The 24,718-nt window shown below is 67.7% G+C and carries 20 protein-coding genes; 13 read left to right on the top strand and 7 right to left on the bottom strand.

Going from position 1 to position 24,718, the window contains the following annotated elements:
• Positions 1 to 73: 73 nt before the first annotated feature.
• The 5 genes from M2351_RS32430 (at position 74) to M2351_RS32410 (ending at position 4,159) form a co-directional block, all read left to right on the top strand.
• Positions 74 to 277, top strand: coding sequence for a hypothetical protein (locus M2351_RS32430; protein ID WP_264660117.1), 204 nt, complete (start codon positions 74 to 76; stop codon positions 275 to 277).
• A gap of 122 nt (positions 278 to 399) precedes the next feature.
• On the top strand, positions 400 to 771 hold the full coding sequence (locus M2351_RS32425) for a transposase (protein WP_264660116.1): 372 nt from the start codon (positions 400 to 402) through the stop codon (positions 769 to 771).
• A complete protein-coding gene (locus M2351_RS32420; RefSeq protein ID WP_264660115.1) occupies positions 768 to 1,664 on the top strand; it encodes an IS3 family transposase in 897 nt (298 codons plus the stop codon). Before M2351_RS32425 ends, M2351_RS32420 begins: the two co-directional genes overlap by 4 nt.
• Before the next feature lie 436 nt (positions 1,665 to 2,100).
• On the top strand, positions 2,101 to 2,427 hold the full coding sequence (locus M2351_RS32415) for a TRAP transporter large permease subunit (RefSeq protein ID WP_319801952.1): 327 nt from the start codon (positions 2,101 to 2,103) through the stop codon (positions 2,425 to 2,427).
• 301 nt (positions 2,428 to 2,728) lie between these two features.
• Positions 2,729 to 4,159, top strand: coding sequence for an MHYT domain-containing protein (locus tag M2351_RS32410; RefSeq protein WP_264660114.1), 1,431 nt, complete (start codon positions 2,729 to 2,731; stop codon positions 4,157 to 4,159).
• On the opposite strand, the gene M2351_RS32405 is transcribed toward M2351_RS32410, so the two are convergent.
• A complete protein-coding gene (locus tag M2351_RS32405; RefSeq protein WP_264660113.1) occupies positions 4,147 to 7,050 on the bottom strand; it encodes a methyl-accepting chemotaxis protein in 2,904 nt (967 codons plus the stop codon). The genes M2351_RS32410 and M2351_RS32405 overlap by 13 nt on opposite strands.
• Positions 7,051 to 7,499: 449 nt before the next feature.
• Between M2351_RS32405 and M2351_RS32400 the strand changes: the two genes are divergently transcribed.
• The gene (locus M2351_RS32400) at positions 7,500 to 8,870 is read left to right on the top strand and encodes an esterase-like activity of phytase family protein (protein WP_264660112.1); all 1,371 of its coding nucleotides are present in this window, start codon (positions 7,500 to 7,502) and stop codon (positions 8,868 to 8,870) included.
• Between the two features lie 44 nt (positions 8,871 to 8,914).
• Here the strand turns inward: M2351_RS32400 and M2351_RS32395 are convergent, their stop codons facing one another.
• On the bottom strand, positions 8,915 to 9,931 hold the full coding sequence (locus M2351_RS32395; protein ID WP_264660111.1) for a LacI family DNA-binding transcriptional regulator: 1,017 nt from the start codon (positions 9,929 to 9,931) through the stop codon (positions 8,915 to 8,917).
• Positions 9,932 to 10,105: 174 nt separating this feature from the next.
• Between M2351_RS32395 and M2351_RS32390 the strand changes: the two genes are divergently transcribed.
• From M2351_RS32390 to M2351_RS32370, 5 genes are read left to right on the top strand one after another with little or no spacing between them, the layout of a single operon-like run.
• Complete coding sequence (locus M2351_RS32390) at positions 10,106 to 11,404, top strand: ABC transporter substrate-binding protein (RefSeq protein WP_264660110.1); 1,299 nt, start codon at positions 10,106 to 10,108, stop codon at positions 11,402 to 11,404.
• 21 nt (positions 11,405 to 11,425) lie between these two features.
• Positions 11,426 to 12,445 carry a carbohydrate ABC transporter permease gene (locus tag M2351_RS32385; protein WP_264660109.1) on the top strand — a complete coding sequence of 340 codons (1,020 nt, stop codon included), beginning with the start codon at positions 11,426 to 11,428 and terminating at the stop codon, positions 12,443 to 12,445.
• Positions 12,442 to 13,497: a carbohydrate ABC transporter permease gene (locus tag M2351_RS32380; protein WP_264660108.1), complete on the top strand. Its 1,056-nt coding sequence runs from the start codon at positions 12,442 to 12,444 to the stop codon at positions 13,495 to 13,497. The genes M2351_RS32385 and M2351_RS32380 overlap by 4 nt, the downstream gene beginning before the upstream one ends.
• 1 nt (position 13,498) lies before the next feature.
• The gene (locus M2351_RS32375) at positions 13,499 to 14,539 is read left to right on the top strand and encodes an ABC transporter ATP-binding protein (protein WP_264660107.1); all 1,041 of its coding nucleotides are present in this window, start codon (positions 13,499 to 13,501) and stop codon (positions 14,537 to 14,539) included.
• Positions 14,536 to 16,890 carry a glycoside hydrolase family 31 protein gene (locus tag M2351_RS32370; RefSeq protein ID WP_264660106.1) on the top strand — a complete coding sequence of 785 codons (2,355 nt, stop codon included), beginning with the start codon at positions 14,536 to 14,538 and terminating at the stop codon, positions 16,888 to 16,890. The genes M2351_RS32375 and M2351_RS32370 overlap by 4 nt, the downstream gene beginning before the upstream one ends.
• Here M2351_RS32370 and M2351_RS32365 read toward each other — a convergent pair whose 3' ends face one another.
• Genes M2351_RS32365 through M2351_RS32350 form a run of 4 tightly spaced genes read right to left on the bottom strand, consistent with a single transcriptional unit; the run spans position 16,891 to position 20,714 of the window.
• Positions 16,891 to 17,535: an HAD family hydrolase gene (locus tag M2351_RS32365; RefSeq protein WP_264660105.1), complete on the bottom strand. Its 645-nt coding sequence runs from the start codon at positions 17,533 to 17,535 to the stop codon at positions 16,891 to 16,893. It lies immediately after the preceding gene.
• Between the two features lie 36 nt (positions 17,536 to 17,571).
• The gene (locus tag M2351_RS32360; protein ID WP_264660104.1) at positions 17,572 to 18,900 is read right to left on the bottom strand and encodes an aspartate aminotransferase family protein; all 1,329 of its coding nucleotides are present in this window, start codon (positions 18,898 to 18,900) and stop codon (positions 17,572 to 17,574) included.
• Between the two features lie 6 nt (positions 18,901 to 18,906).
• Positions 18,907 to 19,974 (bottom strand): phosphotransferase, encoded by a 1,068-nt coding sequence (locus tag M2351_RS32355; protein ID WP_264660103.1) that lies wholly within the window; start codon positions 19,972 to 19,974, stop codon positions 18,907 to 18,909.
• A gap of 56 nt (positions 19,975 to 20,030) precedes the next feature.
• Complete coding sequence (locus M2351_RS32350; protein WP_264660102.1) at positions 20,031 to 20,714, bottom strand: GntR family transcriptional regulator; 684 nt, start codon at positions 20,712 to 20,714, stop codon at positions 20,031 to 20,033.
• 98 nt (positions 20,715 to 20,812) lie between these two features.
• Here M2351_RS32350 and M2351_RS32345 point away from each other — a divergent pair, with 98 nt between their 5' ends.
• Both M2351_RS32345 and M2351_RS32340 read left to right on the top strand, forming a co-directional pair.
• Positions 20,813 to 21,145, top strand: a complete 333-nt coding sequence (locus M2351_RS32345; protein ID WP_264660101.1) for a hypothetical protein — start codon at positions 20,813 to 20,815, stop codon at positions 21,143 to 21,145.
• A gap of 32 nt (positions 21,146 to 21,177) precedes the next feature.
• Entirely contained in the window at positions 21,178 to 21,702 is a 525-nt protein-coding gene (locus M2351_RS32340) for a cytochrome P460 family protein (RefSeq protein ID WP_264660100.1), read from the top strand.
• 75 nt (positions 21,703 to 21,777) lie between these two features.
• Here M2351_RS32340 and M2351_RS32335 read toward each other — a convergent pair whose 3' ends face one another.
• The gene (locus tag M2351_RS32335) at positions 21,778 to 24,633 is read right to left on the bottom strand and encodes an ATP-binding protein (protein WP_264660099.1); all 2,856 of its coding nucleotides are present in this window, start codon (positions 24,631 to 24,633) and stop codon (positions 21,778 to 21,780) included.
• Positions 24,634 to 24,718 lie beyond the last annotated feature (85 nt).

Genomic DNA, 24,718 nt, shown 5'->3' with positions numbered 1-24,718 from the left:
CCAAGACCCGCGTATGGTCAGGTCCATCGTAACCAGCCGGATCGTCCGGCACCCGCAGAGTGAGGACCCAGCCATGACGCGCACCGTTCGACTGATCGCCCTCGCCGCTCTGGCCACGATGCTCGGGACCGCAGGCGCTTCGGCGCAACTCTTCAAGCCGCAGACCTCCACGACCGCGACCTCGAATCTTCAGACCTGCCGGTGGGTCACCTACACGACCCCTTATCTGTATCAGAAGAACACCTGCACCGGACAGGTCGTCATCCTTGTCCATTGATCAACAAGTGCGTCGTTTTACAACGCTGCATGGCCCTCGGACGACACGTTCAGGGCCATGCTCTGTTGTGATTGATCTGCCATCGGTGGCGCTGGACACCGGACAGCCCATATGGGAGTCCGATGACCGAGTCGAATCCGAACCAGAAGTTGTCCTGTGGAACCACCCCGGCGGTGGCCGACAAGCCGGTCCAGCGGTGGAGTGCCGTGCGCAAGCGGGAGGTGGTCCTGCGCCTGCTGCGCGGGGAGTCGCTGGAGGCGGTGTCCCGCGAGATCGGGGTCGAGCCATACCGGCTGGAGCGCTGGCGCGAACGCGCCCTGGCGGGGCTGGACGCCAGCCTGAAGGAGCGCCAAGAGGGCGATCCCGTGCAGGCCGGGCTGGACGCCGCGTACAAGCGGGTCGGCGAGCTCAGCATGGAAGTCGAGTTGCTGCGCGAGAAGATCGCCCGCCTGGAAGGCGGCGGGTCTTTTCCAAGGGCGAGGTCGCGTCGATGAGCGCGGCGATCTCGCCCTCCACCCAGCGGCCCTACGGCGTGCAGCGGGTCTGCCGCGTCTGGGCCGTGGCGCGCTCCTCCTTCTATGCCGCGGCCAACCGGCCCGCCGAGACGGCTCCGCCCGCGCGGCGCGGGCCGGTGCCGCCGGTCGATGAGACCAGCCTGCTCGCCGCCATCCAGGCCGACCTCGCGGCCTCGCCGTTCCAGGGCGAGGGGCACCGCAAGGTGTGGGCTCGTCTGCGTTATGGCCTGGGCCTGCCGGTCGGGCGCAATCGCGTCCTGCGCCTCATGCGCGAGAACCAGTTGCTCTCGCCCCACCGCCGCCCGCCCCGCCCGGCCAACGATCACGACGGGACCATCGTGACGGAGGCACCGAACGTGCTGTGGGGGACCGACGCCACGATGGTGCAGACGGTCGAGGACGGGCGGGTCTGGATCTTCGCCGCGCTGGACCACTTCAACGCCGAGGTGATCGGGCACTATGTCTCGACCGATGGCTCGCGCTTCTCGGCCCTGGAGCCGCTCAGCCAGGCGGTGACCGCGCGCTTCGGTGCGGTGGGGGCGGACGCCGCCCGTGGCGTCAGCGTGCGCGCCGACAACGGGCCGCAGTACATCGCCCGTCACTTCACCCAACAGGTCAAGCACTGGGGCATGGCGATGAGCTACGCCTACCCATACCAGCCAGAGTGCAACGGCATCGCCGAACGCTGGTTTCGGACCTTGAAAGAGCAGACGATCTATGGCCGCATCTTCTGCACCGTGGCCGAGGTCAAAGCCGCGGTCGCCGACTTCGTCGCGCGCTACAACGCCTGCTGGCCTCTGGAGCGGCTCGGCTACCGCAGCCCTCTCGATTACCGGGCCCGGTTTCTCGACCAGCCGAAGGCTGCCGCATGACTGATCCTGTTGTTCGATCGAAAATGACCGATCCCGTCGTCCCGACCAAGCTCCCGCTTGGCCGCCGGGCGCTGGTGCGGTCAAGCACGGCCAAAGGCCGCCGCGCCAGCGGCTTGTGCTTGACGGCGCCGAGCTCGGTGGCATCTTGGTTCCAGTCGGGAGATGCCGCCTGGAGTTGCAGCCCCTGACCACTCCCCGGTGTCCAGTCTATTGGTGGCGGTACATGCTCTGTTGTGATTCAGATGCCGATTTAATCCTTGCACATTCGTGAGGCGTTGATTGGCGTTCATGGAGTGTTGATTGGTGAATCAATGCTCTTGTTGTACTCGGCTATCCGCTCCACCCGCAAATCCTGACACACGGCGCGGATCTGGCAAGCCGGTCCGGAAAAGCGTAACGCCAGCGTCTGACGGGTTTCGGAGGTGGCGGCGCCACGGTGTTCTTGCTGGTGTCCATCCTGCTGTTCATCGTGCTGGGCAGCGTGCTGGAGGGCATTCCGGCCCTGGTGCTGTTCGCGCCCCTGCTGTTCCCGATCGCCCGCGTGGTCGGCATCCACGAGGTGCATTACGCCATGGTCGCCATCCTGGCCATGGGCATCGGGCTGTTCGCGCCGCCGCTGGGGATCGGCTACTACACGGCCTGCGCCATCGGGCGGGTCGCCCCTGACGCCGTCATGCGGGCGATCTGGCCCTATGTCGGCGCGCTGGTCGCCGCGCTGGGCGTCGTCGCCCTCTTCCCGTGGCTGTCGACCTGCCTGCTGTGAGCGGCGACGAAGCCATCCGGTGCGATGACGCACCGGGTGCCGGTTTTGGGCGCGGGGCGGCAAATTGCAACGCAAGCTGCGGGAAAGGCGCGGCCTGCGACATCTCCGCGGCTTGACCGTGGCTGGAATTCCCCGCTTACGGCTTGGCCTGCATCTTGCCTACCCAATGGAGGTACGCCAAAGGTGGCAAAAGACAAATGAGCTGGGGATGCACCATGGCGGCAACGAACACGGTGCGGCCCGCCTCACGCGCCGCCCGGCCCCGCCGGCCGTAGTTCCGCCACCGCAAGGAGAGTCCAGAATGCGGATCGAAATGGCCGGACTGTGCTTCACGTCCGAATCGGGTCTTCCCTTCTCGCACGATCCTTGGCTGGTGGCGCTGTCCTTCGTGATCGCCGCGTTCGGCTCCTACGCCGCGCTGGACATGGCCGACCGCGCGCGCCGGTCGACATCCCACACCGTCCTTTGGCGGGCGTGCGCCGCCGGGGCGCTCGGCGGCGGCGTCTGGGCCATGCATTTCATCGGCATGCTCGCGCTGATCATCGACGCCCCGATCGCCTACCAGACGTTCAAGACGCTGCTCTCCCTCGCGATCGCCGTCGGGTTCGTCGCGCTTGGCCTCCACCTCGTCCGCCGCATGGCCTCTTCGGCCGGCGCCATCGTCGCGGGGGGAATCGTGGTCGGCATCGGCGTCGCCGCGATGCACTACATCGGCAGGGCGGCCATGGTGCTGCCCGGCCGCGTGGCCTACCAGCCCGGCTTGTGGCTGCTGTCCATCCTGGTCGCCATGCCCGCGGCGATCGTCGCGCTCTGGCTGTCGACGCGGATGCACGGGTCGGGCGAGCGAATCGCGGCGGCGCTGGTCATGGCCGTCGCCATCGGGGGCACACACTACACGGGGATGGCCGCGCTGGTCATCGAATTCGACCCCCTCTCACCGCCCCTCAGCGGCATGGCGAACGGCCCGCTGGTCGCCGTGGTGGCGGTGGTGACGATCGGCCTTCTCCTCTTGGCATTGGTGTCCGCGGCGGCCGACCGGCGGCTTTCGGCGGCGGCGGAGCATGAAGCCGCGTCTCTGCGGATTGCAAACCTGGAGCTTCAGGCGGTGCAGTTCCAGCTGGAGGCGACGCAGCGCGAGATCATCCGTCGTCTGTGCAGCGCCGGGGAATTCCGCGACAACGACACCGGGCAGCACGTCGCCCGCATGGCCCATCTGGTGCACCGGCTGGCGCTGTCGGCCGGGTGTGGCGAGGAGTTCGCCGCCCGGCTGCTGGAAGCGGCTCCGCTGCACGACATCGGCAAGATCGGCATCCCCGACCACGTGCTTCTGAAACCGGGGCGGCTGGACGAGCGGGAATGGGCGATCATGCGGCAGCACGCGACCATCGGCCATCGGCTGCTGAGCGGAAGCGGCCTGCCGATGCTCGACCTTGCTGCGGAGATTGCCGGATCGCACCACGAGAAATGGGACGGCAGCGGCTATCCGGCCGGCCTGAGCGGCGACGCCATCCCGCTGTCGGGCCGGATCGTCGCCGTGGCGGATGTGTTCGACGCGCTGCTGTCCCCCCGGCCCTACAAGCAGCCCTGGCCGCTGCCCCGCATCGTGGCGCATCTGCGCGAGCAAGCGGGGCGGCAGTTCGACCCGCATCTGGTTGCGGTGTTCCTCGACGATCTGGACGCCATGCTGGCGATCCGCGCGCGCTTCGTCGACGGGCGGGACTACGCCTTGTAGGCCAGCCGCAGCGCCCCCCAATGACGGCCGCGGACGATGATGGGGGCATCGACCTCCTTCAGCCGCACGATGGTGCCGCCGCCCATGTCGCGGCGGTAGGCCTGCAACAGGAACGGGCGCGTGTTGCGGGCCGCCGCCAAGCCGGCGCGGTCGGCGAAGACCCGGCGGTTCCGGCAGTTGGCCGTGTTCCAGACCGGGTCGTTCGGGCGCTGGGGCTGGGCGTAGCGGGTGTTGTGGGTGGGCAGATAGCCGGTGGTGGTCACCGTCGCGCAGAACTGGACGCGCGGGTCGAAGCCAAGCACCGGTTCCTGCAGCGGCCGGAAAAGACGGTCGCTCAGCTCGGTGAAGGGCGCCATGAACTGCTCGGGCTCGGTGCCGGGAATCGTGGTGAGCGTCGTGGCGAACAGGTCCGCCTCGCCAATGTCGCCGCGGGTCAGGCTGTCCTCCAGCGCCTGCTCCACCGCCCTGGCGGTCGCCTGGGCCTTTTCGATGAACCGGGCGTCGCTGTCCACCAGGGCGCGGTAGAAGGTCTCCAGCCGGTCGGTGACCGTTCCCTCGGACACGTCGATGGCGAGGTGCAGGCCGAGGTCGCTGACACCGGCCACCGTGCAGGGCAGATCGCCGACGTCGCGCAGCGACAGGGTGACGCTGGCCTGTTCGGCCAGCGGGGGAAGCCCGTCCGGATCGACCAGCATGCCGTCGAGCGACAGGTCGAGCATGGTCGTGGCGTGCCGGGATCCGCCGGCCGTCAGCGTCACCGGCACTTCGCACGGAATCCGGTCGGACACGGCGTTGCGGGTGTCGGTCACGCGGCGGCTGACGTCGGTGGCGACACCGGTGATGTCGTCGGCCTGATCGCGGATGCGCAGCACGCTCGACGACACCTGCAACGCGCCTCCGGCGGAGTTGGAGGCGCTGCGCCCGATTTCGGCGTTGGCGGCGGACTGTTCCTCCACCGCGGCGGCGGTGGCCGCGGCGGCCTCGTCGATCTCCTCGATGACGCGAATGACGGTTTGGATGGAGGCGACGCTGCCCTCCACCGCCTGGCGAAGCTGCGCGATCTGCCGGGCGATGTCGTCCGTCGCGCGCGAGGTCTGACCGGCCAGCGACTTCACCTCGCCCGCCACGACGGCGAAACCCTTGCCGGCCTCTCCGGCACGGGCGGCCTCGATGGTGGCGTTCAGCGCCAGCAGGTTGGTTTGCCCGGCGATGGAGTTGATGAGGCCGGCGACCTTGTCGATCTCCTGGGTCGCCACCTCCATGTGCGTGATGGCCTGCGCGGAGTCCCGCGCGCTTGACACGGCGCGCCGCGCGACCTCGCTGGAGCGCGCGGCCTGTCGGGCGATCTCGGCGCCGGCGGCGTTCAGTTCCTCGGTCGCCGCCGCCACCGAGGAAGCGTTCGAACTCGCCTGTTCCGATGCGGCCGCGACGACGACCGTGTTGTCGCGCACGACGGTCAGCGCGTCCATCAGGGTGCCGATGCCATCGCCGGCTCGATTGGCCGCCTGCTCCACCCCGATCCAGGTGGCGTCCAGGTCGCTCTCGATGGCCTTGCAGGTTTCCAGAAGTGCCGTGCGGGTCTGTTCCTTGCTGCGTTCCTCCAGCTCCTGCTTTTCGTGCAGCCCGTAGGCGACCTTGGCCTTCATCGCCCGAAGTTCGGAGCCGACGCGCTCGAACTCGGCGATGCCCGGCTGCGGCACCGGCGTCACGAAATCATTGCGCGCAATGCGCGCGAAGCTCTCCTCCATCATGCGCAGTGGCCGGCGCATCGCCCGCAGCATGAACAGGCCCAGGACGCCGGCGGATAGCGAGCCGGCAACGACCATCAGGAGGATGGCGACGGCGTGGCGGGACCAGTCCGCCTCCGCGGCGTCATACTCCTCCTTGGCCACGCGGATCTGCAGGGCGAGCAGCGCACGGTTGACCTCGAACGCGCTCTGGAACAGCGGCAGGACCTTGGTGCGCAGGTGGGTTTCCAGACGCAGGGAATCGCCACCGCGCGCCATGTCCAGGGCCGGCAGCAGCCCTTCTCCCACGAAGGTGGCGCGCTTGGCCCGGAAATCCTCGGCCAGCCGCGTTTCCTCGGGTGTCAGATAGGTGGCGAGGTAGTCGGCCCAGAGCCCGTCGATCCGCTGCTTGTTCGCCATCACGCGCCGCGCCCGGTCCTCCACGACCGCGGCGCCGCTGCCGTCGCGGGCGTCGAGGACCAGCAGGGTGACCTGCTGCACGTTGTCGCGCATCAGGTCGAGAATGTCGCCAATCTGGCCGGCCGGCACCGTGCGGTCCTCGTAGACCGTCTTGAGCGCGCCGTTCGATGCGTTCATGCCGAGCAGGCCCGAGCCGCCGGCGAGCAGCGTGACCAGGACCAGCGTCCCGACGAGCAGGCTGAGCCGCCCGGCGATGCTGCGGGCCCATCGTGCCAGACGCGCGGTGGCACTGTTTGCCGCCAGCACCCCGTCGTGCAGCGCCAGATGCCGGCCGCGGCCGTCCCGGATGGCCGCGTAGGCCGCCTCGGCCTCGGCGACCTCCGCGCGCGTGGGTTTGGAGCGGATCGAGATGTAGCCGACGGCCTGCCCGTTCTCCACCACCGGGGTCACGTTGGCGCGGACCCAATAGAAGTCGCCGCCCTTGGTCCGGTTCTTGACCAGACCTTCCCACGGCCGACCCGCCTTGATCGTCGCCCATAGGTCGGCGAAGGCCTCCTTGGGCATGTGCGGGTGGCGGACGATGTTGTGGGGGGCGCCCAGCAACTCCTGCTCGCCGAAGCCGCTGATCTCGATGAAGGCCTTGTTGACGAAGGTGATGCGGCCCTGCATGTCGGTTCGCGACACCAGGGTCGCGCCGTCCGGCATCTCGATTTCGGTGTTGGTCACGGGTGTGTTCACGCGCATGGACCGTCCGTTCCTCCCATTCTTGGTGCTTGGACGATCCTGCGCCCGGCCGGCCTTTGCCCATTGGCGCAAGGCGTTACCGCGCAAGCGTCAATTCAAGGCAAATCCCATGCCGCGCGGACGGGCGCTGCAAGGACCCCAGGCCCCTTCCCCTTGGGGGTTCGCGCCGTATCAAACCGCATCCCGCCTTGCTTTCTGCACCGGATTTGGCAGGCTGGATTGCAAAATAGGAAAATATTCGTAATCGAACAACCGAGTTCGCCGACTTTGGCGTCGTTGGGTGGGCGGCGATGGCGAATGTGGTCGGACCGGCCGGATGTCGACAATCAGAGATGGTGGCCCGTCCCGCCTGAACCGTCATAAATTCATAGCCAAGCCATCACGCGTTCGACACGCATTCATTGCAATAAGGGCACCCTCTTTTGCTGTCCCTGAATGGAGTCCACGCGATGGTCCGCACATTTCCCTGGATGGGACGCCCCTGGATGGGCGCCGCCCTGCTCGCCCTGTCGCTGGCGCCCGCCGCCCGGGCGCAGGACGCATTTCCCGCCGCGCTGGCCGGCCATGCCATCCTGCCGGCCAAGAGCGTCATCGACGCCCCGTCCGACGCGCCCGCCGACCTGCGGGTGTCGGGAAAATTCACCACCGGCCGCCGGGTCGAGGCCATCGGGACGGTGGAGGGCAAGTCCGCCGATCGGCCGACCGGCCTGTCGCTTCCCTTTGCCGGCCAGCCGCTGCAGGGCCATTCGGGAATCAAGCGCATGCCCGACGGGACCTTCTGGATCCTGACCGACAACGGGTTCGGCTCCAAGGCCAATTCCCCCGACAGCATGCTGTACCTGAACCGGTACAAGGTCGATTTCGCCGGCGGCACCATGCAGCGGCTGGAGACCATCTTCCTGCACGACCCGGACAAGAAGGTGCCGTTCCGCATCGTTCAGGAAGGGACGGAGCGGCGCTACCTGACCGGCTCCGACTTCGACACGGAAAGCTTCCAGATCATCGGCGACACGCTGTGGATTGGCGACGAGTTCGGCCCCTTCCTCATCAAGGCCGACCTGAAGGGCCGCGTGCTCGCCGTGTACGACACGCTGGTCGACGGCAAGGTCGTCCGCTCCCCCGACAACCCGGCGGTGACCACGCCGGCCAGCCCGGCCGAGACGGTGCCGTTCCAAATCCGGCGCTCCAAGGGATTCGAGGGCCTCGCCTCCTCGAAGGACGGCCGGTTCCTCTACGGGCTGCTCGAAGGGCCGGTGTGGGACGCCGAGAAGAAGGCGTTCGAGAAGACCGCCGACGGGCGTGACTACCTGCGCATCCTGGAATTCGACGTCGAGAAAGAGGCCTGGACCGGCCGGTCCTGGCAGTATGTGCTGGAGCAGAACGGCAACGCCATCGGCGACTTCAACATGATCGACGGCACCACGGGCCTGATCATCGAGCGTGACAATGGCGAAGGCACCCCCGACAAGGCCTGCGCCCAGGGCCAGCCGACCACCAACTGCTTCTCCAGCGTCGCCGTTTTCAAACGGGTCTACAAGATCGAGCTGACCAACGCCAACGCCGGCGGGCCGGCGCGCAAGATCGGCTACGTCGACCTGATGCGCATTGCCGATCCGGACAAGAAGGCGCGCAAGCCGCTGAACGACGGCGTGCTGGCCTTCCCCTTCTTCACCATCGAGAATGTCGACGTGGTGGACGACCGGCACATCGTGGTCGGCAACGACAACAACCTGCCCTTCTCCAGCAGCCGCGACCCCAACGTCGCGGACGACAACGAACTCGTCCTGCTGAACGTCGAGGCCTTCCTGAAGGCCAAGTAACACCAGCGCGAGTGGGCGCGACGAGGGGGCGGGCTCTCGTCGCGTCAGCGCCGGACCAGTTCGTGGCCGAGCAGCACCTCGCCGTCCAAGGTCCCGGCGCGCAACGCCAGCAGGCAGGCCACGACCTGTTCCCCGAACGCGCGGTAGGGGATCTTCACCGAACTGAGCCAGGGCGCGATCCAGGCGTTCAGGTCGTTGTCGTCGATGCCGACCGGGCGGCAGTCGTCGGGGATGCGGCCTCCCCGCTCCCCCGCCGCGCGAAACAGGCCGTAGGCCATCAGGTCGCTAGGGCAGAGGACGCCGTCCGGCCAGCCGCCCGCCGCGACGAGGCTCAGCGCCGCTGCGTAGCCGCAATCGAGATGGTTCGCCCCCGCTCCCTCGGCGCGGCGCACGGTCATGTCCGGCCGCTTTTCGCGCAGGCGGTCGATGAAGCCCTCCACCCGTTCCCGGATCGTCGAGGACAGCTCCGCCGGGTGGATGACCGCGGGAGCGCGCACGCCGCAGTCGAGCAGGTAGTCGGCCGCGTCCGCCCCGGCCTTGCGATTGTCGATGCCGACGAAGGCACCACCGCCATAGGGGTCGCCGTAGGGGTTGCGCCGGTTCACGAAGACGACCGGCTCGCCGCGCTTCACCGACGCTTCCAGCTCGGCGCTGGCGACCGCGCTCACCAGGATGAACCCTTCCGCGAAGCGGGAGCGCATGGCGCGCAGATACTCGTCCTGCAAATCGGGTCGGTCGTGGGTGTCGCACAGGACCATGACGTAGCCCGCAGCGCGCAGCGCCGCCTCCGTCGAGGCGGCGATCGCCGCCATGGCCGGGTTGTCGAGGTTGGGCGCCAGCATGGCGACCAGCCGGCTTTCCCCGCCGCGCAGGCTGCGGCCCACCGGGTTGGGGCGGTAGCCGCGCTCCGCGATCAGGCGCTGCACCTTCGCCACGGTCGACGCCGACGCCCGCCCCAGGTCGCCGTTGGCGATCCGGGACACGGTCGACACGGACACGCCGGCCTCGGCCGCGATGTCGGCCAGGGAAATCTGCCCAGGTTCACGCCGCCGATCGCTCACCCACCACTCCATCAGTAGCACCAACATTCCCGTTGACAGTTTAGGCAAACGTTTGCCATGTTCAAGCGCGAAGGATGACGACGGGAAAAATCCCGCATTTTTCCGAAACGGCTGCCCCGGTGGCCGGCGGGAACCGATCCGAAAAAAGCCGCTCAAGGGAGGAAGGACGACGCCATGAGAAGGACCGCTTGGATCGCCGGCTGCGCGCTGGCCCTGTCGATCGTCGGAACCGGGGGCTTTGGAATCGCCCAAGCCCAGGCCCAGACCACGCTGCGCATGATGTGGTATTCCGACGGCAACGAGGGCGAGGTCATGAACGACCTGCTCCGCCGTTTCGAGGACAAGAACAAGGACATCAAGGTCGTCCTCGACCAGGTGCCCTTCAAGGCGATCAACGAGACGCTGCCGGTGCAGCTGGCGTCGGGCCAGGGGCCTGACCTCGCGCGCGTCACCGACATGGGCGGGCTTGCCCCCTACCTGCTGGACCTTCGGCCGCACCTGAAGGACGCGGCCTATTGGGAGCAGAACTACGGGCCGTTCCTGGAATGGATGCGGGTGCCGGGCAACACCACCGCGATCCCCGGCTATATGACGCAGCTGACGGTGACGGGCCCCTTCGTCAACAAGACCCTGTTCGAGCAGGCCGGCGTCGCCATGCCGGGCGCCAACGCCACGTGGGACGACTGGGCCAAGGCCGCGAAGGAGGTCGCCGACAAGGTGCAGGCGCCCTTCCCGGTCGCCTTCGACCGGTCGGGCCACCGCTTCTTCGGCCTCGCCGTCTCGCAAGGGGCGAAGATGGCCGAGGTCAACGGGGAGCCGCAGGCCGTCGACGAGGGCTTCAAGCGGGCCGCCAAGCTGATCGTCGACTGGCACAAGTCCGGCGTGATGTCGAAGGAGCTGTGGGGGTCGGTGTCCGGCACCGCCTACCGCGGCGCCAACGAGGAGTTCAAGAACGCCCAGGTCGTCCTGTACGAATCCGGTTCCTGGCAGACCGCGCAGTTCGACAAGACCATCGGCGACGCCTTCGACTGGATCGCCGTGCCCACGCCTTGCGGCCCGGCCAACTGCTCGGCCATGCCCGGCGGCGCCGCGCTGGTCGCCCTGAAGACGGGCACCCACCCGGCCGAGGTCGCGCGCCTGCTCGACTATCTGGCCAGCGAGGACGTCGCGGGCGAGTTCTACGCGCGCACGCTGTTCGTGCCGGGCCACATCGGCCTTGCCAAGAAGGGCATCACCTACACGTCCGCCTCGCCGCAGGCCGCCGCCGCCCTGAAGGTGTTCGGCGACGCCGTCGGCAAGCTCGACCCGGTCGCCTACCACATCCAGGGCGACCCCAACAGCCGCATCGTCTTCAACGCCGCCATCAGCCGCCTGGGCCAAGTGGTGGTGGGCGAGACGACGCTGGACGAGGCGTACCAGCGCATCACCGCCGACGTCGCCCAGCAGATCGCCGAGCGCAAGAAGAAGCAGTAACCCCGTTTTGGGGGTAGACCCATGACCGACATGATGCGATCGCCCGAGGCCGCCGCGCGCCGTCCGGCCGGCCTCGTGGCGGGGGGCGTGCAGGCCGTCATGCGCCTGACCGACCCGCCGATGCGCGCCTTGCAGCGGCTGATCGGCGCGGCGCGGATGCCCTACGTCTTCCTGCTGCCGAACCTCGTCTTCTTCGGCCTGTTCGTCTTCCTGCCGATCGCCATCAACATCGTCTTCTCGGTGACCGGCGGGACGGCGCTGTACCCGGCCGAGCGGCCTTATGTCGGGGCGGAGCAGTACGCCCGCCTGCTGGACTGCGGGTCCTACCTTGACCCCGGCAGTTGCCGAGAAGACCTGTTCTGGCGCGGTGTCTGGAACACGCTGACCTTCACCGTCTTCCAGATGGTCGCGATGGTGCTGTTCTCGCTGGGCACCGCGCTGGTGCTGAACCGGCCGATCCGCGCCCGCGGCTTCTTCCGCGCCGTCTACTTCTTCCCGGTGCTGCTGTCGCCGGTCGTCGTGGCGCTGATCTGGAAATGGATCCTGCAACGCGATGGGCTGCTGAACGCCGCGCTGACCATGGCGGGCGGGCAGAAGATCCTGTTCTTCGTCGATCCTGGCTGGGCGATGTTCTGGTCGGTCTTCGTGTCGGTGTGGGCCCATATGGGCTTCTATACCCTGATCCTGCTGGCCGGCCTGCAAGCCATCCCCCGCGACGTCTACGAGGCGGCGGAGATGGATGGCACGCGGCCCTGGCGCGTCTTCCACCGCATCACCCTGCCCCTGCTGTGGCCGAACCTGCTGGTCGTGCTGGTTCTGGTGCTGATCCGGTCGGTGCAGGTGTTCGACGAGGTCTTCGTTCTGACCGGCGGCGGGCCGGGCACGGCGACGCTGATGATCGTCCAGTACATCTACACGACCGCCTTCGCCAACCAGGTGCAGAACTTCGGGCTGGCCGGGGCGGCGTCCGTGCTGCTGGGGGCGGTGCTGTTCATCCTGACCATGATCCAGCTGTTCCTTACTCGACGGAGGTCGCGATGACCGGAGGACTCCTTCGTCTCCTCACGCGGCGGCGCGGCGGCCGGGGCTGGCACTGGACCGACGTCGCGTCCTACGCCTATCTCGCACTCGGCGTGCTGCTGATGTTCGGCCCGGTGCTCTGGCTGGTGCTGTCGTCCTTCAAGACGCCGTCGGCCCTGCTGGAGTTTCCGCCCTCGCTTCTGCCGATGGCGCAGGCGGAGGTGCGCGTCGAGGGATACCCGCAGCCCCTGCCGCTGTTCACGGTGACGATGGAGGACGGCTCCGTCCGTGAACTCGCCCAGGTCCGCCGCATCGGCATTGCCGCCCAGATGGTCGACCCCAAGGAGCCGGCGAAGACCATCCGGGTGCCGGTGGACCGCCGCACGCCGGTGCGCCATCTGGCCTTCGCGGTCGGCAACTACACGGACCCGCTGACGCAGTTCGACTTCCTGCGCTACCTGCGCAACTCGCTCGTCGTCACGGTGGTCGCCACGCTGATCACGCTGCTGATCAACTCCATGGCCGCCTACGCCCTGTCGGTCTACGAGTTCCGCGGCAAGTCGCTGGCGATGTTGGGCGTTATCGGCACGCTGATGATCCCCATCACGATCATCCTGGCCCCGGTCTATCTGGTGGTCACCAAGCTGGGATTCGTGGACTCGCTGTGGGCGGTGATCCTGCCGGGTGCCGCCACCCCGACCGGCGTCTTCCTGCTGCGCCAGTACATGCTGACCATCCCGCGCGACCTGATCGAGGCGGCGCGGATGGACAAGGCGTCGGAATGGCGCATCTACGCGCGCATCGTGATGCCGTTGTCGCTGCCGGCGCTGGCGGTGCTCGCCATCTTCTCGGTCATGTGGCGGTGGAACGAATTCCTGTGGCCGCTGGCCGTCCTGACCAAGACCGAGGTCCACACCCTGCCGATCGCCCTGAATGCCTTCCAGGGCGAGCTGCAGACCCAATGGCACTATCTGCTCGCCATGACCGTGGTGACCCTGCTGCCGGTGGCGCTCGTCTTCGCCTTCCTGCAGCGGTTCATCACCAGCGGCATCGCGAACACGGGGATGAAGTGATATGGCCGGATTGGAGCTTCGCGGAGTCCGCAAGGATTTCGGCAGCGTCGCCGTGCTGAAGGGCATCGACCTCAGCATCCGCGACGGCGAGTTCGTCGTCTTCGTCGGGCCGTCGGGCTGCGGGAAATCCACGCTGCTGCGGGTCATCGCCGGGCTGGAGGCGGCGACGGCGGGCAACATCCACATCGACGGGGCGGAGGTGACGCGGACGGCGGCCTCCGACCGTGGGCTGGCGATGGTGTTCCAGTCCTACGCGCTCTACCCGCATATGAGCGTGCACCAGAACATGAGCTTCGCGCTGGAGAACATGGGCGTGCCGAAGGCGGAGATCGCCCGGCGCGTGGACCGCGCCGCCCGGATGCTGCGCCTGACCGACTACCTGCACCGCAAGCCGGGCGCGCTGTCCGGCGGCCAGCGCCAGCGCGTCGCCATCGGGCGGGCCATCGTGCGCGACCCCAAGATCTTCCTGTTCGACGAGCCGCTGTCCAACCTCGACGCCGAACTGCGCGTGGCGACCCGCAAGGAGCTGGCCGCCCTGCACGCGGAGATTGGCGGGACAATGATCTACGTGACCCACGACCAGGTGGAGGCGATGACGCTCGCCGACCGCATCGTCGTTCTGAACGGCGGCCGGATCGAGCAGACCGGGACGCCGCTGGACCTCTACAACCGCCCGGCCAACCTGTTCGTGGCGGGCTTCATCGGCTCCCCGCGCATGAACCTGCTGCCGGCGGACGCCGTCCGGCTGTCGCTCGGCGAAGCCACAACCGTGGGCATCCGGCCCGAGCATGTGCAGCCCTGTGGGGAGGCCGACGCCGACCTGACGGTCCAGGTGGATCTGGTGGAGCAGCTGGGCGGCGAAACTTTCCTCTACACGACAGGCCCTAACGATCTCAAAGTGACCATCCGGATCGACGGCCAGAGCGCCCTTGGCCGTGGCGACCGCTTGCCCGTGCGGCTGCGCCGCGAGCACCTCCACTTCTTCGACGCCGCCGGCCTCGCCTGCCGGCCCGACACCATTCCCGCCCGGAGCCACGCATGAAGGCCCTGACCCGAGCCCGTTTCCGCGGACGCGACGGCGTCTACGCCCTGTTCGACCTGGACCACGGCGTCGACCTGCGCGTCGGCCTCGTCGAGGACGACGTGGGCCGCATCCTGATGCGCCGCGACGGCGCCTACCGCCTCGACCGGACCTGGTCGGTGGCCCCCGACGGCATCGACCCGCCCTATGAGGGGCGCAACCGCGATGACCTCGCCGGCTTCTCCTGCCCCTCCGCCGACGTGGAGGAGGGTGAAGGCACGGTGACGATCCGCGGCGCGAAACTCACCGCCGTCGTGACGCTGGAGCCCTTCGGCATCGCCTGGTACCGGGCGGGCGAGGCAACGCCCTTCCTGGAGGACCGGCGCACCCAAGCCTATTTCGTGTCGCGCAAGACCCACGCCTTCTCCCACTTCGTCACGCGCAACGAGGGGGAGCGGCATTACGGCGTGGGCGACAAGGCCGGGCCGCTGGACCACACCGGCCGCCGTTTCCGCATCGACGCGGTCGATCCCTGCGGCTTCGACGCGGAACTGAGCGACCCGCTCTACAAGATGATTCCGTTCCTGATCGTCGCTGGGCCGGCGGGGGCGCATGGGGTCTATTACGACAACCTCGCCACCGGGGAGATGGACCTCGGCGCGACCATCGACAATTACCATGGGCCCTTCCGCTCCTACCGGGCGGACGACGGCGACCTCGACGCCTTCGTCTTCGCGGGGCCGGGCGTGCCGGACGTCGTCCGCGCCTTTTCAGGCCTGACAGGCGGCCACGCCTTCGGGCCGAAATGGACGCTGGGCTTCGCCACCACCTCCATGGCCATCGCCGACGCGGCCGACGCCGACGCCCGCATCGCCGACTTCGTCGCGCGCTGCGCCGAGCACGCCATCCCCTGCGACAGCTTCCACTTCGGCTCCGGCTACACGATGATCGGCGGGCGGCGCTACGCCTTCCACTGGAACCGCGACAAGTTCCCCGACCCCGCCGCGACGCTCGGCACACTGAACGCGGCCGGACTGCACCCCGTCGCCAACCTCAAGCCCTGCCTGCTCGACGACCATCCCCGGCTGGCGGAGGTGACGGACGTGGGCGGGCTGGTGCGCGACGGGGAGACCGGGCGGCCGGCGGTGGCGCAATTCTGGGACGGCCTCGGCTACCACCTTGATTTCACCAACGCGCAGGCGCGCGCCTGGTGGCGCCGGGGCATCGAGACGGCGTTGCTCGGCCCCGGCATGGTGTCGGTGTGGAACGACAACAACGAATATGAGATCTGGGACGAGGATGCCGTGGCCGCGGGCGACGGCCGGCCCTTCCCCCAGACGCTGGCGCGGCCGGCGCAGGCGCTGCTGATGACCAAGCTCGCGCATGAGACGCAAGCCGCCTGGACTCATGGCAAGCGGCCCTACACCATCACCCGCGGCGGTGCCGCGGGCCTGTGGCGCTATGGCCAGACCTGGTCGGGGGACAATGCCACGGCCTGGAAGACGCTGCGCTTCAACCTGACCCAGGGGCTCAACATGAGCCTGTCGGGCATGTTCGACATCGGCCACGACGTCGGCGGCTTCCACGGGCCGAGCCCAGGGCCGGAACTGCTGTGCCGCTTCGTGGAGTTCTGCGCCTTCTGGCCGCGCTTCGTCATGAATTCCTGGAACAGCGATGGCGTCACGACGCTGCCCTGGATGCACCCGGAGGTCATCGACCCGATCCGCGAGGCGATCCGCCTGCGCTACCGCCTGATGCCCTACCTCTACACGCGGATGTGGCGGGCGGCGGTGGCGGACGAGCCGGTGGTGCGCCCGCTCTTCTACGATTTCCCGGACGACCCCGGCGCCGCGGCGACGGAGGATGCCTTCATGCTCGGCCCCGACCTTCTGGTCGCGCCGGTGCTGGAGCCGGGCGCAAACCGCCGGTCCGTCCGGCTGCCGGACCATCCCGGCGGCTGGTTCTACTTCCACGACGGCAGCCACCATCCGGGCGGAACGGACGCGACGGTGCCGGCGCCGCTCGGCCGGACGCCGCTCTTCGTGCGGGCCGGCGCCCTGCTCCCCCTGGGCACCGCCGGCCAGCGCGTCGATCCCGCCGCGGACACGGAGCGCGAGCTGGTCGTCTATGGCGATCCGCAGAGTGCCGAAGCGGTGCTGTACGACGACGATGGCGACACCGCGGCTTGGCGCGACGGCGCCGGTCTCGTTACGCGGGTCTCGCTGGTTCGGGACAGCGGGGCCGCGGTGGTTTCCGCCGACGCGACCGGCCGTTACCGGCCGGCCTGGTCGGTACTCCGTCTGAGGACGGTTGGCGGCGCTGCGCTGCGGGCCGGCACCGCCCGCGGCGTCAAGCTGAGCGTGGAGTCCTGATCAAAGCCGTTGGGCGAGCCCGAACAGGTCGTTGACGGTCGGCACGTTGGCCGGGAACGGGTTGGGCTCGTCCAGCGGCACCACGCCGATGAAGGTGATCCCGGACTTCCAGGCCGCGTCCAATTCGGTCAGGGAATCGCCCACGGCCAGCGTGCGCGTCGCGTCGTAACCGCCGGAGGCGACGATCGCCGCGAACACCTCCGCCTTGACGCTGGGGGAGCCGGTGACCGACACGAACCGGTCCTCCAGCCCCTTGGCGCGCACGGTTCCAAGCAAGGTCTCCTGCGGCGTTCCGGACACCAGATGGCACGGCGTGCCGCTCAGCCGGTCCAGCAGGCTTTCCGCCCCGGCGATCAGCGGGCAGTCGTTCACCGCCCGGTCGACGATGTCCGCGTAGCGCCGGGCCAACTCCATGATCCCGTCCTCACCGGTGGCGCGGCCGAACAGCTCGCGCTCCAGGATGGGAAGCATCTTGATCCGGCTGAGCCCGCCGTTCTGCCAGACGATCCGGCGCAGCCGTTCCTGCATCGCCGGATCGCGCAGTTCGTAGAGGTCGAGGTAGGCGTTCGTCTTCATGCGCGCGGAGTCGAGAATGACGCCGTCGAAGTCGAAGATCACCGCCTCGGGGAACACGCGGTCTGCCATCGGGGGGCTTGAAGTTGGGATCATGGAGCTTGCTCCTCAGTGGGCGCCGGTCGTTTCGGTCAGCACCTCGTCCAGCGTGTCGAGGAACAACGTGGCGTCGTCGGGCGAGAACACCAGCGGCGGGCGGATCTTCAGGATGTGCCCTTCCTGGCCCGTGGCGCTGATCAGCACCCGGCGTTTGCGCATGCCGTTGACCACGCGGGCGGTCTCCTCCGATGCGGGAGTCTTCAGGGTGCGATCTCGCACCATCTCGACGCCGATGAACAGGCCGCTGCCGCGCACGTCGCCGATCAGCGCGTGCTTGTCGGCCAACGACCGCAGGCCCTCGATCATCTGCGTACCGACCGTCAGGGCGTTCTCTTGCAGGCGGTCGGCCTTTATGACCTTCAGGACCGCGTGGGCCACGGCGCAGGACACCGGGTTGCCGCCGAAGGTGTTGAAGTAGCGCTGGCTCTTGCCGAAGGCCTCGATCACCTCCGGCCGGAACACCGCACCCGCGACCGGGTGGCCGTTGCCCATGGGCTTGCCGATGGTCACGATGTCGGGCACCAGCCCATGGCGCGCGAAGCCCCACATGTGCGTGCCGAGCCGCCCGAAGCCGGGCTGCACCTCGTCGGCGATGAAGACGCCGCCGGCCTTGCGCATCACCTCCACCGCGGGGGCGAGGAAGCCGGCCGGATCGGTGAAGACGCCGCTGCTGGAGAAGATGGTGTCGACCAGCAGGGCCGCCGGCTTGATCCCGTTCGCGCGCAGGTCGGCGATGGCCGCCTCCACGTCGCGAGCGAAGGCGGCGCCCACCTCGGCCTCCGGCTGGCGGTAGCCGTCCGGGGCCGGCACCACGCGGACATGGTCGCCGAGCTTCACCGCGGCGCCCAGCGAGGGCGACATCTCCGCCAGCGCCGAGGTGACGCCGTGATAGGCGTTGTGCGCGATGACGACGCCCGTGCCGCCGGTGCGGACGCGAGCGACGCGCAGGGCCAGATCGTTCGCCTCGCTGCCGGTGCAGGTCAGCATCAGGTGCGACAGCTCCGGCGGGAACTCCGCCAGGAAGGCCTCGGCGAAGTCGAGGATGTTGTCGGTCAGGTAGCGCGTGTGCGTGTTCAGCACCGCCGCCTGCTTCGCCATCGCCTCCACCACCTCCGGCCGGCTGTGCCCGACGGAGGCGACGTTGTTGTAGGCGTCCAGGTAGCGGTTGCCGTCGGGATCATAGAGGTAGGCCCCCTCCCCGCGCACGACATGGACCGGGTCGGCGTAGAACAGGCGGTAGGCCGGGCCGAGCAGCCGTTCGCGGCGGGCGATCAGGGCGCGCTCGCGCTCCGGCAGGGAAGCGGCGGCCTCGGGCACATAGGCGTTGACCATCGTCATGGCGTGTCACTCTTCCTGGCAGGCGAGATGGATCAGTCGGGTTGCGGTGGCGGCTTCGGCGCCCGTCAGCCGGTCGAGGCCGGCGAAGGCGCGTTCGGCGTTGCGCAGAATGTAGGCGCTGTTCTCGGGATACTCGGCGGCGCGCCACGCGGTGATCCCGATGGTCAGGGCCAGCCGGCCGGCCACGAGGTCGGGCAGCAGCTCCACCTCCTCCAGCGTCAGCGGCAGCACGGCGTTGTAGGCGCGGGTCATCGCCACGATGGAGCCGAAGGGCGTCTCGCCGCTGGTCACGTGGTAGGCGAGCGCCGTCGCGAGGTCGTTGGCCAGCGGCGCCTTCAGCGCGTCGCCGAAGTCGATGATGCCCGTGACCGCTTCATGCCCGACCGGATCGACCACCGCGTTGTGCGGGTTGAGGTCGTTGTGGATGACCTGATGCCGCAGCGTGGGCAGCCGGGGCGCCACCTCGTCGGTGAAGCGGGCGACGAAGTGCTCGACCATCCGCCGGCGGGACGCGTCCTCCACATAATGCAACCGCTCGGCGATGTTGGGGACGCGCGTGATGTCCCACAGCAGGTCCCGCTGCGAGCCGGGATGGTCGAAATCGGCCAGCGCGAGGTCGAGCCGGGCGAGCGTCGTTCCAAGCGCCCGCATCTGGCCGGGCGATGCCGGCGCCGCGTGGAGCGGCGTCCCCTCCAGGTAGGTCAGCAGCCGCAGGACCATGCCGCAGCCCTCGACCTGGACCGTGGTCTGCGCCTCCCCCTCCAGCGTCGGCACGACGCGCGGCACCGGCAGGGTGGCGTCGCGCGCGGCGACGTGCAGCATGGCCCCGGTCTGGAAGCTGGTGACGAGCTGCGGCTCCGCCGGATTGGTGAACTTCAGCACATAGCCCTGCCCATCGGGGGCCGCGATGTGGAAGTTGCGGTCGCGCTCGCTGGTCAGCCCACGCACGGTCCCGGTCACGCCGAAATGCCGCAGTGCCGTTTCCGCGGCTTCGTCGATAGAGATCGGGGGCGCCGGAGTGGTCAGGACATCGGCCGGTGCCGTGGCCGCGGTCGCATCGCTGGAGGTGTTCAATGTTTGATGCATCATCGTAGGGGGCGGGTTGGCGTGAATTGGCGGTCGTGGAAGGATCAGGAGGCGAGGGATTGGGCGTCAGTGGCGTCAATGCGTTCCAGGATCGGGCCGCTGGCCAGCAGGATGTCGGCCTGGATGGCGCGGGCGGCGGCCGGGCCGTCGTGGCGGCGAATGGCGTCCATCAGGGGATAATGGTGGTCGATCATGGTGCGCCCGGCCCCGCCGTAGACGTCGGCGATCAGCGGTCCCATCTGGAGCCACAGCCGCCGCAGGATGTCGCGAAGCACGGGCATGTCCGCGATGTCGGCAAGTTCGAAATGGAACATCTGGTTGAGTTCGGTGGCCAGCGGCGTGTCGTGCGCCCGTATCGCCTCTTCGTTGCGCGCCAGAAGCGCATCCAGGGCCCGGACTTGGGCGGACGTGGCCTGCTGGGCGGCGCGCTCCGCCGCCAGCCCTTCCAGGTTGACGCGGATGTCGCGGATTTCCAGGTAGACCGCCCTGGTCAGCATGGGTACGCGGATGTCGCGCGGCGAGCGCAGCACCAGGGCCTGATCCTGCACCAAACGCAGGATCGCGTCACGGACCGGCGTGACGCTCGTCCCCAGACGTTCGGCCAGGTCGCGGATGCGCAGGCGATCGCCGGGCTTGAAGGCGCCCTTCATCAGGGCCTCGCACAGCTTCTGGTAAATCGTGCTGCCGAGGTTGTCGTGTTCAAGAAGGGTCAGATCGAACCCGGTCATCGTCCCCTTCCTTTCGGCACTGGGCTTCTTGCTGTATGATGCATCATATCTCGAGGTGTGCCGGAGATCAAGGCTGAGTCGCCTGTTGCCCTCCGGTATTGCCGTCAGTCCCGTCCGGTGGACTCGATGAGGTTGTCATCACGCTGCACTGGCTGACGAACAGCGCGGCGTCGGCGGCGCGGCTGTACTGGGAGAACGGCGGGCGCGGCATCATCGTCGCGGCCGCGCAGAAAACGGCGGAGATCGCGCTTCCGGTTGCCGTCACGGTGTTTCCGGGGGAGATCTACCAAGCTCCGGAGAGTTGGACGCGACGCGCCTACCGCAATCTGATCCACTTCCAAGAGGTCGACAGGGGCGGTCATTTCGCGGCCTGGGAAGAACCGGACCTGTTCAGCGCCAAACTCCGCGCCGCGTTCAGGCCGCTGCGCTGATCGCGGCCGGCACCCATGGAAGGACACACCGCATGAGACAGATGGTCTTTGCACTGACCGCCGTAGCAGCGCTGGCCGCTGGCGTCGCCTACACGGCCGCGGCATCCGCACAGGCCGAGGGAGAGGCCGCCCCGGTCTTCGGCATAAAACTGCCGCCCGGATACCGCGACTGGCGGTTGATCTCCGTGGCCCACGAAGAGGGCATGCTCAACGACTTGCGCGCCATTCTGGGCAACGACGTGGCGGTCACGGCCGCCCGGAACGGGACGCGCCCATTCCCGGACGGCACGATCATCGCCCGGCTCGCCTGGGATTACGCCCCGTTGGCGGAAAGCGAGAAAGCCTTCGGGCATCACCAGTCCTATGTGGCCGGGACACCCAAGAACGGAGTCCAGTTCATGGTCAAGGACTCGGTGAAATACGCCTCGACCGGCGGCTGGGGGTTCGCGCAGTTCAACGACGGCAAGGCGGCCGACGAGGCGGTGATCAACACCTGTTTTGGCTGCCACGCCGTCGTCGAAGACCGTGACTACGTCTTCAACCGTTACGCGCCTTGACGTCGGTCGGTCCTCACGCCTGGCTTGTTACGCATCGAGGCCGGCAGCGGACTCCGCGGCGCGGCGACGGGCCTATCACTGGACCTCGCTGCATCCCTTCATTTTATCGAGGATCGATCGGGCGCGCAGAAGGTCGCACGTTCCGAACCCTTCCTCGAAGCGGTTGTATGTCGACAACAGGAGGTCTTTCGCCGACCCGGCTCCGGACGAGTGATGCCGGAGTTCCGCGAGGCCGACCGCCGCACGCAGTTCCCACAACAAAGCGCCTTGGCGCCTTGCTTCCTCAAGCGCCTGCCGATAGTGATCCTCGGCGCCTTGGGTCGTCTTTGTCGAGGGCGCGGAGCACAGCACGTCGCCTTTGATGCGCAGCAAATCCGGCATGCACCAGATCTCCCCGTTTCTTGCCGCAAGCGCGATGGCCTCGTCGATGGCACCATGCGCGGCGTCGACGTCACCGTGGGCGGCGAGCCCTTCCGCGAGCGTTCCGAGATGTGCGGGATAGCGCATGCGAAAGCCCACCTCGGAGAGTTCGTCCAGCGCGTCGCGCAGGAACGTCAAGCCGGACGCATCGCCATGTTTCAGAAGCCATTCCCCGCGCAGGCACCGTCCCATGGAGTCCCAAACGGCCATGGCATGCTGTGCCACATGGTCCTGGATCATCGCCAGATGGCGTTCCGCGGTCACCAGATCGCCAATAAACAAAGCAACGGGGCATGCGGCATGCACGAGGGTGTTGCAGAGCGCGAGGGCGTGGCCGGCCGCCTTCGCACCATCAAGCTGGCACTGCGCTACCTGCACGGCTTGGTCAAGGTATCCCTGAAGCAAAAGGACATTGGCCAGGGTCCCGCGCGCGGCCAGCCGCGGATCGAGTTGGAACCGCGCGATGTCCGAACGCACGACCGGGGCAACGTATCGGTCGATCATGCGTTCCAGGTGAAACCGCGCTTCGGATGCTCGTCCAAGATAACGCAGGGCGGTTCCGATCTGCCGGTCGACATTGATGATCGCCGAAGAGTCTCCGCATCCGCTTGCGACCGCGCGGATTCGATGCGCGATGGCGAGCGCGGCGCGATGGTTCCCCGTCCAGGTGTGATAGTCGCAAAGCCCCCAGAGGCACCGTATCTGATACTCCGTGTCGCCGAGCTGTTCGGCAATCTGCAGAGTCTTCGTCCAGACCAGCTTTACTTTGGGAAGTGGGCCGCGTGTGTGGAGCAGGGTCGTGCCAAGGGCCATGCAGAGCTTCATCTCGTCGCGAACATCCAACGAGTTGTCCGCAATGGCTTCGAGCGCGCGCTCAACGCAGGCACGGCATTCCTCAATAAGCGACAAATGTTCCCAGAACGAAATTGCGGAAGCGGTCAGTGAAACACCAAGCGCAATGTTGCGGCCCTCGGTGAACGCCCAGCCCAGCGCGCTGCGGATGTCGTTGACCATGTGGGCGTAGACGATGTGCCATTCGGACGTCGGCAGGATCTTCCAATCCGCCTCGGCCTGTTCCGCTAAATCACGCACGTGCTCGGCATGGCGTTGGCGAAACTTGTCGAGTTCGTCATTTTCCGCAAGTCTGTGCAGCGCATAATAGCGGGTCGTTTCAAGCAGTCGGTAGCGTGTTGTCCCGCCTCTTGCCTCAACCGTCACAAGCGATTTGCCGACGAGATTTGCCAGCCCCTCGACGATGTTGCGCCGGTCTTCCTTTTCGTCGGCGACCACGGCGCAGGCCGATTGCAGGCTGAATATTCCTGCGAAGACGGAGAGACGCCGCAGGATGGTGCGCTCGTCCTCGGACAGGAGATCATAGCTCCAGTCCAGCATCGCGGTCAGGGTCTGATGCCGCTCCGGAGCCGTCCGCCAACCTTTCAGCAGGCGAAACCGATCGTCCAGCAAATCGTAGATCTCGGTTATTCCAAAGCTGTCGACGAGCGTTGCGGCAAGTTCCAGGGCAAGCGCCACTCCGTCGAGTTTCTGGCAGATCTCCGCAATGACCGGCGCGTTCGCGTCATCCAGGACAAAGCTGCCGCAGCTGGCGGACGCGCGTTCCACGAAAAGCTCGATCGCAGGAAAGGCCATGGCGTCCGCCATTCCAAGGCCATGCGAACTTTCCGGTGTTTCGAGGGGCAACAGGCGGTACACGGACTCGCCGCGTGCCCGGAGCGGTTCCCGGCTCGTCGCAAGGACATGCACCCCGACCGCACCGGCCAGGAGCCGTTCGACGCAGACGGCCACGGCGTCGATGATGTGCTCGCAATTGTCGAGGACGAGCAGCAGCTGTCGATCCCGCAGAAAAGCGCTCAGCGCGGAATTCGTGTTGGCCGAATGCACGGTGAGGCCGATCGCGGCGGCGATTGCCTCCGGCACCAACGTCGGATCGGTCAACGGGGCAAGATCGACGAACCAGACGCCATTCCTGAAGGCGGCGGTGGTGCGCTCCGCAACCGCGATGGCGACGGTCGTTTTTCCGATGCCGCCGGCTCCGGCAATCGTTACGAGCCTCGACGCGTCGAGCCTCCGCAGGAGCGTGTTGATGGCATCTCCTCTCCCGACGATGCGCGTTGGTGCGATCGGCAGGTTGTGAGTGCGCGCAAGCGCCGGCGCGGCCTCGTGCGGAGCGGTGATATGCTCGAAAGCGCGCACCGGGGCGACGAACCGATAGCCCCTGCCGTTGATTGTCGCAATGTATTGGTCGCAACCGGACGCTCCGCCGAGCGCCCGTCGAAGCGCAGCGATGTTGACCTTCAGATTTCCTTCTTCGACGAACGTGTTTGGCCAGACGCGCGACAGCAACGCGCCCTTTTCCACCAGCTCACCAGGGCGCTCCACCAGCGCCACGAGGATTTCCAACGCACGGCTTCCGATTCGGACCTGTTCTTCCCCTTTTACGAGAAGCTGCTTTTCCGGAATAAGGGAAAATGGTCCAAAAAAGAATGTCCGCATTCCCTCATTCAGCACCTTCGTGCCTATCCCTGGTCCTTAGGGCTTATCGAATCGCCAGATTCCAATGAATGTTGAAGGATGCAAA

It is taken from the genome of Azospirillum canadense (genome assembly GCF_025961225.1).
GTDB lineage: Bacteria > Pseudomonadota > Alphaproteobacteria > Azospirillales > Azospirillaceae > Azospirillum > Azospirillum canadense.
The sequence above is the reverse complement of the archived record's forward strand: the minus strand, read 5'-3'. Positions and strand labels throughout refer to the sequence as shown.

Excerpts from the sequence above, each read along its gene's own strand:
- M2351_RS32385 (WP_264660109.1), top strand. The coding sequence starts at position 11,426 with ATGACCGACATGATGCGATCGCCCGAGGCCGCCGCGCGCCGTCCGGCC.
- M2351_RS32360 (WP_264660104.1), bottom strand. The coding sequence starts at position 18,900 with ATGACGATGGTCAACGCCTATGTGCCCGAGGCCGCCGCTTCCCTGCCG.
- M2351_RS32410 (WP_264660114.1), top strand. The coding sequence starts at position 2,729 with ATGCGGATCGAAATGGCCGGACTGTGCTTCACGTCCGAATCGGGTCTT.
- M2351_RS32350 (WP_264660102.1), bottom strand. The coding sequence starts at position 20,714 with ATGACCGGGTTCGATCTGACCCTTCTTGAACACGACAACCTCGGCAGC.
- M2351_RS32365 (WP_264660105.1), bottom strand. The coding sequence starts at position 17,535 with ATGGCAGACCGCGTGTTCCCCGAGGCGGTGATCTTCGACTTCGACGGC.
- M2351_RS32390 (WP_264660110.1), top strand. The coding sequence starts at position 10,106 with ATGAGAAGGACCGCTTGGATCGCCGGCTGCGCGCTGGCCCTGTCGATC.
- M2351_RS32405 (WP_264660113.1), bottom strand. The coding sequence starts at position 7,050 with ATGCGCGTGAACACACCCGTGACCAACACCGAAATCGAGATGCCGGAC.
- M2351_RS32340 (WP_264660100.1), top strand. The coding sequence starts at position 21,178 with ATGAGACAGATGGTCTTTGCACTGACCGCCGTAGCAGCGCTGGCCGCT.
- M2351_RS32370 (WP_264660106.1), top strand. The coding sequence starts at position 14,536 with ATGAAGGCCCTGACCCGAGCCCGTTTCCGCGGACGCGACGGCGTCTAC.
- M2351_RS32425 (WP_264660116.1), top strand. The coding sequence starts at position 400 with ATGACCGAGTCGAATCCGAACCAGAAGTTGTCCTGTGGAACCACCCCG.
- M2351_RS32430 (WP_264660117.1), top strand. The coding sequence starts at position 74 with ATGACGCGCACCGTTCGACTGATCGCCCTCGCCGCTCTGGCCACGATG.
- M2351_RS32400 (WP_264660112.1), top strand. The coding sequence starts at position 7,500 with ATGGTCCGCACATTTCCCTGGATGGGACGCCCCTGGATGGGCGCCGCC.
- M2351_RS32380 (WP_264660108.1), top strand. The coding sequence starts at position 12,442 with ATGACCGGAGGACTCCTTCGTCTCCTCACGCGGCGGCGCGGCGGCCGG.
- M2351_RS32375 (WP_264660107.1), top strand. The coding sequence starts at position 13,499 with ATGGCCGGATTGGAGCTTCGCGGAGTCCGCAAGGATTTCGGCAGCGTC.
- M2351_RS32420 (WP_264660115.1), top strand. The coding sequence starts at position 768 with ATGAGCGCGGCGATCTCGCCCTCCACCCAGCGGCCCTACGGCGTGCAG.
- M2351_RS32335 (WP_264660099.1), bottom strand. The coding sequence starts at position 24,633 with ATGCGGACATTCTTTTTTGGACCATTTTCCCTTATTCCGGAAAAGCAG.